General features: G+C 40.2%; 18 protein-coding genes. 8 read left to right on the top strand and 10 right to left on the bottom strand.

Annotation, left to right across the window (positions count from 1 at the left end; translation table 11 throughout):
- Positions 1-114 precede the first annotated feature (114 nt).
- The gene (locus tag V7L07_RS15135) at positions 115-2,004 is read left to right on the top strand and encodes a tetratricopeptide repeat protein (RefSeq protein WP_335059100.1); all 1,890 of its coding nucleotides are present in this window, start codon (positions 115-117) and stop codon (positions 2,002-2,004) included.
- A gap of 109 nt (positions 2,005-2,113) precedes the next feature.
- Here V7L07_RS15135 and V7L07_RS15130 read toward each other — a convergent pair whose 3' ends face one another.
- Together V7L07_RS15130 and V7L07_RS15125 are read right to left on the bottom strand one after the other, a co-directional pair.
- Positions 2,114-2,344, bottom strand: coding sequence for a type II toxin-antitoxin system VapB family antitoxin (locus V7L07_RS15130; protein WP_015131253.1), 231 nt, complete (start codon positions 2,342-2,344; stop codon positions 2,114-2,116).
- A gap of 69 nt (positions 2,345-2,413) precedes the next feature.
- A complete protein-coding gene (locus tag V7L07_RS15125; RefSeq protein WP_335059098.1) occupies positions 2,414-2,632 on the bottom strand; it encodes a DUF433 domain-containing protein in 219 nt (72 codons plus the stop codon).
- A 118-nt stretch (positions 2,633-2,750) separates the two neighbouring features.
- Between V7L07_RS15125 and V7L07_RS15120 the strand changes: the two genes are divergently transcribed.
- The 5 genes from V7L07_RS15120 (at position 2,751) to V7L07_RS15100 (ending at position 6,174) form a co-directional block, all read left to right on the top strand.
- Complete coding sequence (locus tag V7L07_RS15120) at positions 2,751-3,023, top strand: hypothetical protein (protein WP_194141923.1); 273 nt, start codon at positions 2,751-2,753, stop codon at positions 3,021-3,023.
- Positions 3,020-3,418 carry a type II toxin-antitoxin system VapC family toxin gene (locus V7L07_RS15115; RefSeq protein ID WP_335059094.1) on the top strand — a complete coding sequence of 133 codons (399 nt, stop codon included), beginning with the start codon at positions 3,020-3,022 and terminating at the stop codon, positions 3,416-3,418. Before V7L07_RS15120 ends, V7L07_RS15115 begins: the two co-directional genes overlap by 4 nt.
- Positions 3,419-3,779: 361 nt before the next feature.
- Positions 3,780-4,754, top strand: coding sequence for a cysteine synthase A (locus V7L07_RS15110; RefSeq protein WP_334731697.1), 975 nt, complete (start codon positions 3,780-3,782; stop codon positions 4,752-4,754).
- A 94-nt stretch (positions 4,755-4,848) separates the two neighbouring features.
- Entirely contained in the window at positions 4,849-5,169 is a 321-nt protein-coding gene (locus V7L07_RS15105; protein ID WP_335059092.1) for a (2Fe-2S) ferredoxin domain-containing protein, read from the top strand.
- 42 nt (positions 5,170-5,211) lie between these two features.
- Positions 5,212-6,174 carry a DUF5331 domain-containing protein gene (locus V7L07_RS15100; RefSeq protein WP_335059090.1) on the top strand — a complete coding sequence of 321 codons (963 nt, stop codon included), beginning with the start codon at positions 5,212-5,214 and terminating at the stop codon, positions 6,172-6,174.
- Between the two features lie 177 nt (positions 6,175-6,351).
- Here the strand turns inward: V7L07_RS15100 and ygfZ are convergent, their stop codons facing one another.
- Complete coding sequence (ygfZ, locus tag V7L07_RS15095; protein WP_335059088.1) at positions 6,352-7,347, bottom strand: CAF17-like 4Fe-4S cluster assembly/insertion protein YgfZ; 996 nt, start codon at positions 7,345-7,347, stop codon at positions 6,352-6,354.
- 248 nt (positions 7,348-7,595) lie between these two features.
- Between ygfZ and V7L07_RS15090 the strand changes: the two genes are divergently transcribed.
- Complete coding sequence (locus tag V7L07_RS15090; RefSeq protein WP_334709200.1) at positions 7,596-7,736, top strand: hypothetical protein; 141 nt, start codon at positions 7,596-7,598, stop codon at positions 7,734-7,736.
- Between the two features lie 36 nt (positions 7,737-7,772).
- Entirely contained in the window at positions 7,773-8,339 is a 567-nt protein-coding gene (locus V7L07_RS15085; protein WP_335059087.1) for an anthrone oxygenase family protein, read from the top strand.
- A gap of 24 nt (positions 8,340-8,363) precedes the next feature.
- Here V7L07_RS15085 and V7L07_RS15080 read toward each other — a convergent pair whose 3' ends face one another.
- From V7L07_RS15080 to V7L07_RS15050, 7 genes are all read right to left on the bottom strand, one after another.
- Complete coding sequence (locus tag V7L07_RS15080; protein WP_335059086.1) at positions 8,364-8,792, bottom strand: hypothetical protein; 429 nt, start codon at positions 8,790-8,792, stop codon at positions 8,364-8,366.
- 43 nt (positions 8,793-8,835) lie between these two features.
- Positions 8,836-10,518, bottom strand: a complete 1,683-nt coding sequence (locus V7L07_RS15075; RefSeq protein WP_335059084.1) for a GUN4 domain-containing protein — start codon at positions 10,516-10,518, stop codon at positions 8,836-8,838.
- 190 nt (positions 10,519-10,708) lie between these two features.
- Positions 10,709-12,724 (bottom strand): ABC transporter ATP-binding protein/permease, encoded by a 2,016-nt coding sequence (locus tag V7L07_RS15070; protein ID WP_335059082.1) that lies wholly within the window; start codon positions 12,722-12,724, stop codon positions 10,709-10,711.
- Positions 12,725-12,771: 47 nt separating this feature from the next.
- A complete protein-coding gene (locus V7L07_RS15065; RefSeq protein ID WP_335059080.1) occupies positions 12,772-13,185 on the bottom strand; it encodes a hypothetical protein in 414 nt (137 codons plus the stop codon).
- Between the two features lie 271 nt (positions 13,186-13,456).
- Entirely contained in the window at positions 13,457-14,437 is a 981-nt protein-coding gene (locus tag V7L07_RS15060; protein WP_335059077.1) for an MvdD family ATP-grasp ribosomal peptide maturase, read from the bottom strand.
- A gap of 116 nt (positions 14,438-14,553) precedes the next feature.
- On the bottom strand, positions 14,554-15,534 hold the full coding sequence (locus V7L07_RS15055; RefSeq protein WP_335059075.1) for an MvdC family ATP-grasp ribosomal peptide maturase: 981 nt from the start codon (positions 15,532-15,534) through the stop codon (positions 14,554-14,556).
- A 220-nt stretch (positions 15,535-15,754) separates the two neighbouring features.
- Positions 15,755-15,907 (bottom strand): microviridin/marinostatin family tricyclic proteinase inhibitor, encoded by a 153-nt coding sequence (locus V7L07_RS15050; protein ID WP_335059073.1) that lies wholly within the window; start codon positions 15,905-15,907, stop codon positions 15,755-15,757.
- Positions 15,908-16,108 lie beyond the last annotated feature (201 nt).

The following is a 16,108-nucleotide window of genomic DNA, read 5'->3' as shown; positions in this document are numbered from 1 at the left end:
TGGGAAGTTCCTCAAACCAATGGAGCGGTTGATAGCGAATAGCCTCTCCATTTTTCCATAAACTCACAGATTTAGTTTTGACAGACCACTAGTCCGCTTGAGCGGACTTCAGCTATGAGCCAGGAAATTGATTTCCTGGCGGTTGTGGGTAAGCTAAGTGGCCTCAGTTTAGTTGAATCTGCTACCACTCACCCCAGCCAACCAGCTAATTATCGAGTGACGACAATTTTAGAATCGTTGCTAGAAAAAGTGTTGATTCAGGAAGAATGGCAAGCAGCGCGACAGCAAGCGGTGAGGGAAATCCATCAAGTTTGGTGGGAAGAGAATCACAACCGCACGGAAGCAGAAGGACTGGAAATTGTGCGGTTGGGACTGCTGGCGAAAGAGCAGGAGATTGCTGTCAGCGTTGGAGATAGAATTGGAAAAAATTGGGTAAACAATTCCCGCTTTTTGGAAGCTTTGGAGTTATGTAAGCAAGTTCTGGCAGTTTTTCAGGATTACCGCATCTTGGGAACAGTCTCCTATGCTGAAGAAGTTTTGGGTTTTGTGCAAGAGGCTGTTATCCATTATCAGCAAGCTTTAGACCTTTGCCCTGAAGAGGAATTAACAACAAAAGCCACTACCCTTAACAATATGGCACGGATAATCGCCCAACAAGGAGACGTTGCAAAAGCAATCGCACTGTGGGAAGAATCCTTAGAACTATTTGAGCAGATTGATTATGCCAAAGGCAAAGCTGCTACTATCAACAATATGGCACGGATAATCGCCCAACAAGGAGACGTTGCAAAAGCGATTGCACTGTGGGAAGAATCCTTGAAACTATTTGAGCAGATTGATGATGCCAAAGGCAAAGCTGCTACTATCAACAACATGGCACAGATAATCGCCCAACAAGGAGACGTTGCAAAAGCAATTGCACTATGGGAACAATCTTTGGAAATAAAAGAGCAGATTGGCGATGTCAAAGGCACAGCCACTACCCTCAACAATATGGCACAGGTAATCGCCGACCAAGGAGATGTTGCAAAAGCGATCGCATTGTGGGAGCAATCCTTGGAAATAATTGAGCAAATTGGTGATGTCAAAAGCAAAGCCGCTACCCTCAACAACATGGCACTGGTAATCGCCCAACAAGGGGACATCCCAAAAGCGCTCTCACTGTGGGAGCAATCCTTGAAAATATCTGAGCAAATTGGTGATGTCGGTGGCAAAGCTACCAACCTCAACAACATGGCAGGAGTATTCGCCAACCAGGGGGAAATCTCAAAAGCAATAATGCTGTGGGAACAATCCTTGGAACTATTTGAGCAGATTGGTGATCCACAAGGCAAAGCTTCTAACCTCAACAACATGGCACGGGTAATTGCCCAACAAGGCTATATTTCAAAAGCTCTTGCACTATGGGAGCAATCCTTGGAAATAATTGAGCAAATTGGTGATGCACAAGGCAAAGCTTCTACCCTCAACAACATGGCAGGAGTATTCGCCAACCAGGGGGAAATTTCAAAAGCGATCGCACTCTGGGAGCAAGTTGTTTCCACACTTGCACAAATAAGTGCATACAGTGATTTGGTAACAGTTCTGAGTAATTTAGGCTTAACGGATGAAAGCAACGGTTTGGTTTACTTAGCTCAAGCAATCTGGCTAACGCTGAGAATTCAAGCACCTTTAGTAGATACCATTCAGTTAATCAGTGCTTTATATAATAAAGTGCCTCAAAGCGATGAACTAGAAGCCGTGTTAGGAGCAACGGCAATGTTCTTGTGCAACAGCCGAGGTGAAGGTCATCCCCAGTTAGAGAAACTTCAAGAGGATAGTTTCAAAATTATATTAGGTGCAGCAAATGCCCAAGGAATTGAAACACAGGAAGCGTTTGGTAATTGGTTTACTCAGCAACGGCTAAATGATCCAGAATATTTCCTCCCCCGACTCAATCAACGTCTAGAGGAGATAGTCGGGGATGGGTGGTTGTTTGACCCCAGTCAGGTTGTGGGGGAGTGAGGGAGTGCGAATATCTCGGCTCAATACTGGGTTGGGTGGTCATAATTTACACAAGACTGTAAGGATTCATAATTTTAACTGGTGTCAGTTTAAAAGTCTATTAGATAAGTCATAGTTCAAAATTCCTACCTGTGTCTCTATCACGTTCAAACAACGAGGCGATATCATCTTCAGCAGATTCGTCGTCTATAAAACGTAGTCGCTCAAATAAAGGCAGTTCTTTTTTTTGTTGCTGCAAGTAATTGGATAATATTTTAATGACTGCTTCCTGTGGATTTTTATAGTGACTTACTGCGATAATTTCATTAATTAATTCATCATCTATTGTGATAATGGTCATCGTTTTGTCCTCGGTTGTGTAAAATACAATTTATGCAATCTGAATAATTTTTTTAAGCTTATTGCATACTTATAGAAAAGATTCTTCACGCATACACTCTGCTGTAAAAGCAAATACTGCCCTTAATGCTTCTGGAGTTAGAGTAGGATAGTTCTCTACCACTTGTTGTTCTGTCCATCCTGCTGCAAACAAACCCAATAAGAACTCTACAGATAAACGAGTTCCTTTGACAGTCGGCTTACCCAGCAGAATTTTGGGGTCTGAATGAATGTACTGCTGCCAGTCCATAGTTTGTACTCCGACTAAGCTACAGCTATTGTTGCACAGGATGATGATTGGTTGGCTTGGTGAAGAGGGGATGCGATCGCGTTAATCTTAAATTAGTTGCTGACAATATAACCAGCTTATGCAATCCCTAAATATCACACTGCCAGATGCGATCGCTAATGCTCTCAGTGCTTACATCGGCGATCAAGAAGTTTCCTTACCTGCTAACGCGATCGTAGAAAATGCCCTCGAAGAATTCCTCAGCCAACGTGGTTATTTACCTCCACAAAAGCAAGGTTTACGCCTTACTCCTGCACCCAAAGGAAGCGGATTTAAAGATACGTCAGTAAATCACGATAAAATTCTAGCTGAACAAACGTTTTTGCAGTCATTGCCACCAAACACACCTTGAGAGCCGTAATTGCTGACACTGGGCCTTTATATGCTGCTGTAGATATAGACGACCAATATCATGAGCGCTCCCAAGCCGAACTACAACGTATAAATACAGAAAATTTAATAATCCTAGTTCCCTTTCCTGTTTACCTGGAAACATATAATCTTTTGCTATATCGTCTCGGAACTGAACAAGCGATTAGCTTTGCTAGACAATGCATAGGAGCAGTTCATTTTGTCAATCCTTCACAGGAACAATATATGGCAGCAGTTGAAAAAGCTGCAAGTTTTTCAGATCAACGGATTACCATCTGCGATGCTGTCACTGCCGTTTTGTCAGAAGAATTGAAGCTACCAGTGTGGACGTATGACTTTCATTTTGATCTGATGCTGGCTCAGGTATGGCGGTAAACAACTATGATTATTGTTGGATTGCTCAGAGACGAAATGCGATCGCGTTAATCTAGAATTAATTGGCGACAATATAACCCAATACAGTTCAGTTAAGCATTTCTTCCTTATCTTTGCGTCCTTCTCTGACGAGACGCTGCGCGAAGGCGTCCTTGGCGGTTCGTTAAAAAAATTGACTTTAACAAAGAGTTTTAGCCTTAACTGAACCGTATTGCAATATAACCAGGTTATGCAATCCCTCAATATCACACTGCTAGATGCGATCGCTTAGGCAACTATGATTATTATTGGATTGCCGAGTGGGGAAATGCGATCGCTATAAGCCAAAATTTTTATAGATACTCACACAGGTACAGTCAAAATGGATATTAAAAATGGCTTCGTCGGCACTGTTGGCAACACACCTCTGATTCGCTTAAACAGCTTCAGCGAAGAAACAGGGTGTGAAATCCTTGCTAAAGCAGAATTCCTCAATCCTGGGGGTTCCGTCAAAGACCGTGCCGCACTTTATATTATTGAAGATGCAGAAGAGAAAGGTTTACTCAAACCTGGTGGCACCGTTGTCGAAGGAACTGCTGGTAATACTGGCATTGGACTAGCTCATATTTGCAACGCCAAAGGCTACAAATGTCTAATTATCATTCCCGATACCCAGTCACAAGAAAAAATAGACGCACTGACAGCACTAGGCGCAGAAGTTCGTCCTGTTCCTGCTGTACCCTACAAAGACCCAAACAACTACGTCAAACTATCTGGCAGAGTTGCTGCTGAGTTAGAAAATGCCATTTGGGCAAATCAGTTTGATAACTTAGCTAACCGTCGCGCCCACTACGAAACCACAGGGCCAGAAATTTGGGCGCAAACAGATGGTAAAATAGATGGGTGGACAGCTGCAACTGGTACTGGTGGTACGTTTGCTGGTGTGTCGTTGTACTTGAAAGAACAAAATCCGGCGGTTAAATGCGTTGTTGCCGATCCCCTGGGTAGTGGACTTTATAGCTATGTCAAAACTGGCGAAATCAAGATAGAAGGAAATTCCATAACCGAAGGCATTGGTAACAGTCGTGTCACAGCCAATATGGAAGGCGCACCGGCTGATGATGCCATCCAAATAGATGACAAAGAAGCTTTGCGGGTAGTTTACCAACTGCTGAGGAAAGATGGGCTGTTAATGGGCGGTTCAACGGGTATTAATGTTGGGGCAGCTGTTGCCTTAGCGAAGCAGTTAGGTCCAGGACATACCATTGTCACCATCTTATGTGATAGTGGTTCTCGGTATCAGTCGCGGATATTTAACCCGGAATGGCTAGCCTCAAAAGGACTTTCAATAGATTAGTCATTGGTCACTGGTCACTGGTCATTAGTCATTAGTCATTAGTCATTAGCTTCCAACTTTTGACAAATGACAAATGACAAAGGACAAAAAACAAATGAACAAGATAACTCAATCATCAAACTTCTCCACAAGTAGATGTGTGCAAGTTTGTCAAAATCGCACCTGCAAAAAGCAAGGTGCAGTCAAGGTATTAGCCGCTTTTGCAGCTTTGCCAATCCCTGATGTAGCGGTAATAGCTAGTAGCTGTTTGGGACAATGTGGCAATGGGCCGATGGTGCTGGTATTACCCGATATGATCTGGTATAGCAGCATTCAACCAGATGAAGTATCTCTACTGGTAGAACATCATTTGCTAGGTGGTCAAATAGTCAAACAGATGCTCTATTATCGGTTTCATCCCCAAAAATCAAACTAAATATCAATGTCTGCAATCTTGTTGACTAAAGAGAGGCATCTAATGAATATCCAACAGCTGCGTCAATCCTTAAAACAAAACTGGCTGAGTTACTACGAGCAAAATATTCCCTGGTTGGTCAAAATGCGAATTTGGGGCACTTACGATGGTCTGCGTCGTCCTTTGTCCGGTTTTATTTTGGCAACACTGTCTGTTTTGGAACCCCAGTTTGATGAAATACTTTCTTTTATGGTGGATCTGAATAACGATCCAGATAAAATAGTCACCGCTTTAGGTCTTAACTTTAATCCTGATAAAGAGTTACGTTTAATAAAATCAGAGTATTCTATGGCTACAAGCCAAGCTGAAAACGAGTCGCCAGATGAAAAGTATTCTGAGGATAAACATCTGTCATCGGTTGCAACTGCTACCAAGATTGCACCTGATTCTTCTGCTAAGACTCTAGACTCCAAGTCGCCACGCACCGATCAACTTGTGCCATCAGTTACAGCTACAACGGAGGTTGTTCGCACACGCAAACCTGAGTTGTTAGTTGCATTTGCTACTAAAATTGCTCCAGATACTCCGGTAAAAACGCCATCCTCCAGTTTTCTAAGCGAATATCAACCACTACGTAGCAGCTTTGCAGCTTATCGTCAGACATCGCCCCTTGAACGCCTCCCTTCAGGAACCTCGCTCACAATGACTGCTGAGGTTAACAGCAAAGCCAAAACTATGCCATCTGTGGCATTAGCTACACAGGCTAAGAGCAACGCGGTATCTGCCCGAATCCCTGTAGGGGCATTGCTGGCAATTACCACGGAAATTAATAGTAATGGTAAACCAGTGCGATCGCTAGCAATTACTACTGAGCTTAAAAGCAACGGTAAACATCAGAATATTCCACCACAAGAAGTTAAAAGCAAAGTGAATTTACCAACTACTAATGCCCGTAATCTAGCTTCTTGGGTAGATGAATTTTGTCAAGGTACTAAATGGGATGGGAAAGAGGATATTTTGATGTGAACTGGGGACTGGGGACTGGGGATTGGGGACTGGGAAAATACAGCAGTTTTCGATCAAACCCACTACAAAAATAAATCCTAAAACAAAGCCTAGTATTGCTTTTAGTACTTTTATCTGTGGCGCGTTTGATTGCAATTAGCTGTAAGTATGTGGATTCAGACCCCAAGCAATTACAAATTATGGATACTCGTGAGAGACAAACGGGATTTCTACTATTTCACCCTCAGTTTCTCCTACTTGGACTTTTAAGCCTACACCACCAGCTTTAGTGCGAATGTAACCTAGTCCAAAGTAACCATCAGCGGTTTCTGTGTAACTGGTAAGTTTGCCGACCTTTTCATCTCCAATTGCGATCGCACTTCCCACTGACGCAGGGGCACTGAGATGTATCCCAAAAAGGTGTTGTTTTACACCTTTATAGGTATTTAACCGAGCAATGGTTTCTTGCCCAATATAACAACCTTTATTAAAAGAAATTGTTTGCCACAAACCAACTTCTAGGGGATTGTAATCATCTGTGAGTTCCGAATCTGGGGCTGGGCGTCCTTGTAAGATTCGTAAAGTATCCCAGGCGCGATCGCTCATTTCGACTGCCCCAGCTTCTAACAATTTGTTCCACACTGAAGATTTATCAGTATAGGGGAAAGTAAAGGTGTATCCGGGAGCAGCTAACCCGCTACCCACAGCAATCCGCACTCCCTCGGCAGGAGCAATTGTATATACTTTGTGACTACCATAAGGTTGGCCAATGAGTTCGCCAATACCCAGTTTTTCTAAAACAGCGTCGCTTCCTGGGCCAATGAGGCTGAAGGTGTTGGTGTATTGCGTGATATCAGATAATTCCACCTTATCGGCAAAGAAAATATATTTATCTAGCCATTCCATGAGAAACTGGCGGCGGTTAGGCGAAACCAGCAAGATTACCGCGTCTTCTCTAATGTAGGCGGTTACTAAATCAATTGTTCTGGCTGTGGAAGTGACAAAAACTGTATCACAACCTTGTCCTGGCTTGAGTATTTGGAAATTGTTAGTACTTTGGTTGTGTAAGAAATTGAGGCGATCGTCGCCAGACACTTTGATGCGTCCCCAGGCGGTGCGATCGCATATTGCAACCCCAACTCTGGCGGCTTCGATAGCTGCTGCGTCTTGATCGTCGATTATAGATGTTGGCATAGTGATGAGAAGTTGCCCTGTTTCAATGTTGTCGCACTGGAAATCTTAGCAAATAAGCGTTTGCAGCTTCAACGAAGAGGCAGGGGGAAGAGGGCAAGGAGTGGGAGCAAAATTTCACCCAGGATTACGGAATTGAGATTACATTGCTTGGAGTCATAATTATCAGAAGAACTTCTTGCTTGATCCACTTTCAAGAAGAAATCTTGAAAACAGCCAAATGATGAAACCGATAAAGGAGATAAATCAACATGAGCGACAATAATAACTCACAACCCACAGAAGATAAACCACAACCTCCGAAGACAATAGGAAAACCAATTAAGACCGAATTCATTAGCCCACGACAGCAACCAACAGCAGAGAAACCATCAGATACTAATACTAATTGAGAATAATGAGTCTGGTGAGCAAAAGTTAGTTAACAGATGCGATCGCATCGGTTCATCTTCAAATTACCCAAATGGTTGGAGGATAAGGCAATGCTGCAAAATCTGATTACTCAACAACATTATTTCGTGTTGAAGCTTTTCTCAGCACTGGGATGTGGCTTAATAGCCGGAGTTTTCTTTGCCTTCTCGTCCTTTGTGATGAGTGCCCTTAGCAGACTCCAGCCAGCACAAGGCATTGCTGCTATGCAATCCATCAATATCACAGTGATCAATCCATTGTTCATGGTAGTGTTCTTGGGAACAGCTGTGGCCTGCATCCTTCTGGCTATCTCCTCGTTATTAAAGCGGCATCAACCTGATGCCGTCTACTTGCTCCTTGGCAGCTTGCTGTACCTCATTGGTACTTTTGGCGTGACGATCGTTTTCAATGTGCCACTCAACGAAGCGCTGGCGAAAGTCGAGCCTGACACTGCCATAGGTGCAAGCCTATGGTCTAGCTATCTTACCAACTGGATAATCTGGAACCACATTCGGACGGCAACAGCCATTACAGCAGCAGCATTAATCACCATCGCGCTCCATTACCCTGCGGCGAAATCGTAATATTTTACTTTTCTTCACCGATTACTAAATCGGTGTTCTAGTATTATTTAATTTTGTGCCAATAATTGATTGTTCTTTATCCTTTATAAAAAATTTAGAACTATTAATTCTAATAACGTCATAATTTTCTGGTATAAATACAGAACCTAAAGTAGCTGCGATATCTGCAAGAGAAATCTTAAAAGCTAATGGTATCTTGAAATTAAAAAATGATCTTGGCATTGTTCTAACATTTAAATGCAATTTTTTTTGACTTACATACCATACCCCAGTAAATTTATTACCTGTTATGAGTTCTTTAGGTTTAGAGAGAAGAAGTATTTGAACTTTGGTTTGTTCATAAGTCATATCATCTCTAAATTCAATAGTGATTTTTTCCGAAAACGTATCAAAACGCCATTTTCCCAAAAGTAAAATTTCTATTTCTACATCAGAATGCTTACTATTATCCATATTTATCCTCAAAGTTAGCTTTATCTCTAATTTTTGCTATAAATTATACGAAAGTTTCGTTACAAGTTTTTATACGAGAAAAGAATAAGTGCATTTGCCAAACCAACCAAGACTTTACCCGCCAAGCACCCATTGAAAGGTTTTCTGTAGATGATTTTGGGGATAATTCCAAGCTATCTTGGTCATAGTGCAACCATTTGGCTGGTAAGTGTCCCATTGGTGTCATCGGGGACAATTTAAAAGTTAGTTGCTCATAATCTAACCAGTTTCCCTCTTTTCGCCAACCAAGGCGATCGCCAAGTCTCTTTTCTGTTTCATAATCTACTTGGCCACCCATTTCGCTCCAAATAGTTTGCTGAATACTAAAGCCAAAATAACCATAACTATATTCCTCCCAAAGTCGATCGATGGTGTGGATATCTTGACAAGAAAAGTTTTCAATATCTTCCTTATAAACTTCATTCCAATAATTTTTATTCATGACTTTTAGCATTAATTTAGTGGTTTCAATATCAGCTTCTTTCCATTTATGCTGTGCGAGGAGATCCTGCAATTGGGTATAATCAATATTTTGATTGTCGAGAAATTCTTTTGTTAAAATAACATTGTGATTACTCAACCCCATCAATCCTGTTTCTTCAACAGCAGATAGAGGTGTTTTAGAGACAAAATTTACTCCTGCTATGCCTAGCACTTTTCTTTGATCGGTGAGTTCCTTGGATATATAGTTAGATATTAAATCAATACCCTTATCTAAAAATACGCCATTTCCGCTCAAATCAAAATTATTGATTTCCCAATCTAATAATTGAGATTGAATAAAAGCATCCTTTAATCTAGCTTTTTTCTCATAGCTTGCCACCATAAAATCGAGAAAAGTTTCAGAGATTGCCTCATTATCTTCAAGATTAAATAAATTGGACTGATACTTTAAAACATTATCCCCTAGATTTTTAATATCTGCGACAGTTGCATAAAAGTATTCATCTACTTTTACAACTTCATCTATTAAAGATTGAAAGGGACTAAAGTAATCTTGTAAAGAATTTTCAAAATTGATTGCTGTATGGGCAATTTTTGCTATTTCTTGACGAATCTTATAGGCTTTTCTTTGATATTCGTAAATCTCTTGATAAACTTCTAAATCTTTAACTATTTGCTGAACAATTTCTTTTTGATTTTTGGTATCTTCTGCAAGCTTTTTAAGCCCTTCACCAATCAAATTTATTTTCTCTAACATTAAGAAATAAGCATTGCTCAACAATAAAACTGCTTTAAAATTTTCTTGCTTTTCCCATTTTAGCTCATCAAGTATTTTGGGATTTTTATGATTTTTTAATTCTAATTTTATTCTTTCATCCTCTAAACTTTTTATTTCTAAATATTTTTCTTTGAATAAATTTTTTAATTCGTCTGCAAGGCTTAACAAAAAATTATGATAACTATCCTTATAACTTTCTAAAAAATCAATAATATGACTGTAGTCTTTAATAAATAACTGGACTTCCTCAAAAACTTCTCCCTGACTAATTTCTTCTTTTCGCTTAATTATGCCCCCAAGCTGATGATGATATCTAACGCCTTCCTTAATTAATTTTTGACGTTCTCTAATGTTTTGTTGAATTTTTTTTACAGCCTTACTTTTGAGAACGGGTAATTGATAGGTTCGTTCGTAAATTGAAATAGCTTCATAAGTAATTAGTTGTCTTTGTTGTTTAGCTAGCATAATTATGATTTGCAAAAGTGTGAGCAGACACCAATTAATCTATGATTCCTGGTTAAGGGTTACTGGCAACAATTGTGGGTTTTATAGAAGCGACAAATCGCCGTCTCTACAAGTGTTTTGGGCTTACATGAACTGTATTACTTTATAAATAACCTCTAAAATACAGGATTTTAAAACCTATGACTAGCGGCTAAATTCTCACCCATTTCAATACCTCTGGGTCTTTGTCATAGTGGTATATCAAACCATCTTTAGTAGTTATAGACTTACCTTCACTAGCCTTGTTTTTGATAGTGCTAAGGGAATAGTTAGTTAATGTGTTCATTTCCTGATGAGAGAGATTTGTAAATGTTCCTATTTCTGGTTTTATTCGGGATTGGCTATTGGGTAAATTATCTATTTTAGTTTGACTATGACCATTTCTAGATGAATTAGTAGTAGTTGCTTTTTGAAGTTGATAATCCTGCACGGTGACAAGTTGCCAACTAGAATCTTGTGAGAGTTCCAGAACCCATTGATGATAATTAAACAGACTTTCTCGATGTCCAACACTGATGAAAGTTGTTTTACTTTGTTGTAACTTTTGATATAAACTTTCTTCGTTATTTAAATCTAAAGCACTTGTTGCTTCGTCTAATATCGTGAAGCTAGGACGAGTAACTAATAATCGTGCGAAGGCAAGGCGTTGTTGTTCTCCTAATGATAATATATTCTCCCAAGGGAGTTCTGCATCAAAGCCAGCAACCTTTGTTACCACATTTTCGAGGTTAACTTGTTGCAAAACTTCTTTGAGTTCTGCGTCGCTCATTTGATGGTTTGTATGAGGATAGAGTAACTGTTCGCGCAACGTTCCCAAAATTATATAAGGACGTTGGGGCAAAAACAACACATCTTCTAAAGGAGGTCGCAACAGACGACCACTTCCCGCATTCCACAAACCTGCGATCGCTCTCAAGAGAGAACTTTTACCTCGACCACTTGGCCCTACAATCAATAAACCTTCTCCTGGCTGAACAGACAGTGACAAATCATCGACGATTACCTGCTCATAGTTAGGCGTTTGTAAGGTGACATGCTCAAAAGCCAGACGGTTTTCTTCGATTGTTTTAATCGTACTGACTTTCTCTGGTTGTTTCGTAACAGCTTCTAACGCATCTGACAACTGAGATAAGCGTTCAACATAACTAGAAAATCTTCCAGAAGCTCCAAATTCACTGATTAATTGTCCCAAAGCACTAGAAAACATGAAACAAGCTAAACTAATTTGGTTAATTTCTCCAAAATCAATTTGATCTTGAATAAATAAAGGTGTAAGTACAAACATCGAAAATACAGTAATAGCGGACTGATATGCTCTGTTAAAAATATCCTGATTTATATCCCATTTCAGCCTCCGCTCTGCGTTTTTTTCAATCTTACTAAATCTGCGTTTAATTATATTTTCTTCTTGGTTCTCTCCATTAAAAAAAGCTATTGATTCCGCATGATTCCGAACATGAGTTAAGGCATATCTGTAGTCAGCTTTAACTTCCAGTTCCTCTTGATTAATCTTATTTGCTTGTTGATTTAAGTAAACAGCAATTAAATTACCTGCGATTGTATAAACAACTAAAATAAGTGCAATCTGTTGCGAAATTGTCCAAATAATTACTAAAAAACTTGTGAGTTGCAGGATTTTCTCTAGGAAAGTAGCTGAAAAGTTGAGAGCATTACTGGTAATCGGTTCGATTTCTTGGGATAGACGTTGATCTGGATTATCAATATCGGATTTAAAATTGATTTTATAATAGGCACGATGACGAAAATACTTTTCTAAAGTGTGATTATTTAGCCATTTGTACCAATCAAGAGCAATTTTTTTTCTGACAAATTTAGAAGATGCTATCAAAAGTGTTTCCACAACAATTACAAGTATGGAAATCCATAACGTACCAAAATACTTAGAAATATCTTTCTCTTCAATAACTATATTGAGTACGTAGCGATTTAAGAAGCTGCCTGAAGCCGTTACGCCCACGAGGGCAATTATTAATAAGATTAGAATAATGAGCATTCCCCAGGCGCGAATCACGTCTGAAAATGCTCTACCTTCTGGCTCTGTTGGATACCAGTATGACCCAGCGATCGCTCTGACATCCCGCCAAAATTGGGTAAAAGCTACAAGAGGATTAGTTGAGGGTTGATTGCGAAAAACTTGAGCCTGCATGTTCTAAAAATATAGTGGTTCTGATCTGAGTTAAATAATCGCTTAATTTAATACCATTGAAATTGAATAATCACCGCGACTATTTCAATTGTTTTTAGAGTCTTAACCTTTTCATAATAAGTAATGCTTTCGGGGTAAAGTTGACTTTTCAGTTTGAGTTTTAGATCCTCTGTAATGGGTAAATCTTTGATTTCTTTAAGGAGAAGTTTCACCGATTCGGTTTTGCTACGTTCTGCATAGATGGACTGAAGAATAGCTTCAATTCCATATCCCGCGATAATATCTCCCACAACGGTTATCAGACCCAGTAAAGCTATACTTCCTAAAATGCCAAAGGGCCCTCCTAACATTGTGAGAGTAGCTGCAACGGCGGCGGAACTACCCCCTGATGCAGCTGTTAGAACTACCAGAATTACGCCAGGAAGACCTAGACTAGCCAGTTTTTTCACAATTTCGTCCATTGTAATTACCTCAAATCCTGACACTTTTGATTAAAACATGATTTCTGAGTTCAAATAACTGAAGCTGAGAAATTCCAAAAAAAGTTGGAAGTTATTCACAACAAAATCCCACTACCAAGTATTAAAGTAGGTAGAGGATGTAGACACGCCTGTTTCGGCTGCCACAACGCTCTTAACCCGCGTAAGGCACTTCTCTTCTCTACGAGACGCTAAGCGAACGTCTGAAATTTCTTTAATTTTGAATTTTGAATTGTTAACGATGCCCCATACGCTAATTTTTATTAGTCAGTAGAATTTCAGCGATCGCACCAGAAATCGGGTAGTGTGGTGAATATATCTCCATCCAGAAAAACTCCCCAACTGGGTTAACCTCAAGGAATACGTGCCGACCATCAGGTGTAACGATAATATCGATCGCTCCATAATTTAAGCCAAAATAAGCCATTAGTTGCAGAAGCTTTTTCTCAACATCTTCCGGCAAATTGTAGGGTTTCCAATTCTTACTTAAGGCTTTCCCTTCTTTGCGCCAATCGTAAGTAGATCCATCCAAACTCTGAGAGTTCACAGCCGCAGTAAATAGGCGGTGTCCGACAATAGTTGTCCGCAACTCCAGCGCCTTCGGCACCTTTTCCTGAAACGTCATCGGACAAAAACGCAATCCATCAAGATGTTCCAAATCCTCATCTTTAATGGGACTGGTAAACACAACGTTTTCTCGTCCGCGATCGTCATAGATAGCAAAGGAAGAAAGCATTTTTGTAACTATACCTTGCTCTTGACACTCTTGAGCAAATTGCTTCACTGCCTCTGGATTGTTTGAAGTCAGGGTGCGCGGAGTCACAAGTCCAATCTCTCGCGCGACTTGTAACTGTAGTTGTTTATTATTGGTTATATCGACATTTGACATTTTGTCGAAGTGGAATGCTTTCAGACTGGCAATCATCCCCCTAACAGTGCGGCGACTTTCTTCAATTGAAGCGTCTCTAAATTGCTTGTCCATCGTTTCAGGAATTTTTGCCCCGTAGCGCATTCGCCGATACCAAACTGAGGACACTTCACTCAAATCTAGCTTCTGTTCGCCATCAGTAATAATTACTCGTTCAGAATCACCTTGATAAATATCCAACTTCACTTCAGTGGGATATCTGTCTGTGTCAAAACGAAATGCTTTTTCTCCTTGAGCCTCAATTGCTTTGATTACTAGAGGAATGCTTTCGTTATCGTTACTAAAAGTAATGATTAATACTGTCATGCGATTTTGGATTTGAGATTTTAGATTTTAGGAAAGTGCGTTAGGCGATCGTGTCATGTTTTTCGTGACAAATCATATCGAGATATACGCCTAAAACACACTAAATTAACTGTTTTTTAGGGAATAAGAGCATCTGCGATCGCACTTGCAATCGGCAAGTCTAAATCTTTCTCCAGCATTCCCCATTCTCCTATGGGGTTAACTTCCAAAAATACATATTCTCCTGATGGTGTGAGAATAAAATCTAACGCTCCAAACAACAACCCAAATTTACCCATAAAGGCTTGGAGACGACGAACTACTTCATCAGGAAGCTCATGATGTTGCCATGCACCAACCTCAACACCAGGTTTACGCCAATCAACTTTGGCTGCTGCATAAACAGACGCTTCTAACGCCCCAACAAATACATGGCCATTCACATACACCACCCGCAATTCCTGATGCTTAGGGATTTGCTCTTGAAAAACCATTGGGCAATAGCGCAGTGATTCAGCATCTTCTAAGTCTTCTTCTTTGACGGCGCTGGTATACATAAAGAACGAGGAGTTAGCTTCCATACTGCGGGAAATAGCAGTTAATAACTTGCTCACCATTTTTCCGTTGACTTGGTGAAAAAACTCCCTTGCTGATTCAGCTTTGTTGGTGATCACAGTCTGGGGGATGACAAAACCTACCTCAGATGCAACCCGCAGTTGGCGCAGCTTGTTATATGCAGCATTTATCCGCTCCAAATCGTCTACCCACCTAGCTCCTTTCAAGCTGTCCCAAAAACCATCTAAGGTTGCAAGTGATTCTCTAATGCAGGCTTCTCGATACTTTGGAGCCAATTCTTGACTAAATTCTGGCTCCCATATCCGCCGCATCCAAACAGCTTGCACCTGCTCTGTGCTGATCGAGTGCGTGCCATATTCCAGCTTGTGATAGCTTTGGGATTTGTCAAAGTGTGCTGTTAATTGCACTTCTAGGGGAAACTTATCGGTGTCGAGGCGGAATGGTTGTACCCCTTTTTTTGATAAGGCTTCTGCCACTCTATCTATTGTGAAGAAATCACCACTATGAGTGATTAATAAAACAACATCACGCGACAGGTGCATAAGATTTTTCTGGTTTTAATTAAGGAGGTAGATGTTAATAACTACCTAAAAAAGTTGTTTTTTAGATCCCCGACTTCTCTCAGAAGTCGGGGATCTAAAACTAGAGGCGATCGCCACAATATTATGGATACTTTAATATGAAAGCAATTAAGCTCCAATAAGTAGCTCTCAGTTATTTAATAACTGCGATTACTTTAATTTCAGATGGAGATTACTATATTTAGCGGTCTTCCCAATCTGAAGGATACTTTAAAGTATAGATTGGTGGGGGAGTCTCATTTGGTGGCTGTTGTGGAGGTTTTTCTTCCACCAAGAAGCGGGCAAAGAATGGTAATGTTTGAATATCCAATGCTTTTATTACGTTGGTAGACATGCTATTTCCTCCACAGGAAGTTACTTTAACAATTTAATATGTATCACTAATTTCATCTAGAAGCAAGGACAGTTAAGACAGTTAAGACAGTTAGGGTTTTTATATTACCCACATTCCGCACCCAAACTGTTACTTCGTAAATTACTGAGATTAAAAGCCAGTAAAGAATAAAATAATACATCTGAGCAGGGATAATTTATT

The sequence above is a fragment of the Nostoc sp. genome (genome assembly GCF_036916985.1).
GTDB lineage: Bacteria > Cyanobacteriota > Cyanobacteriia > Cyanobacteriales > Nostocaceae > Nostoc.
Note: the sequence above shows the minus strand (reverse complement) of the source record. Positions and strands in the feature narration are given on the sequence as shown.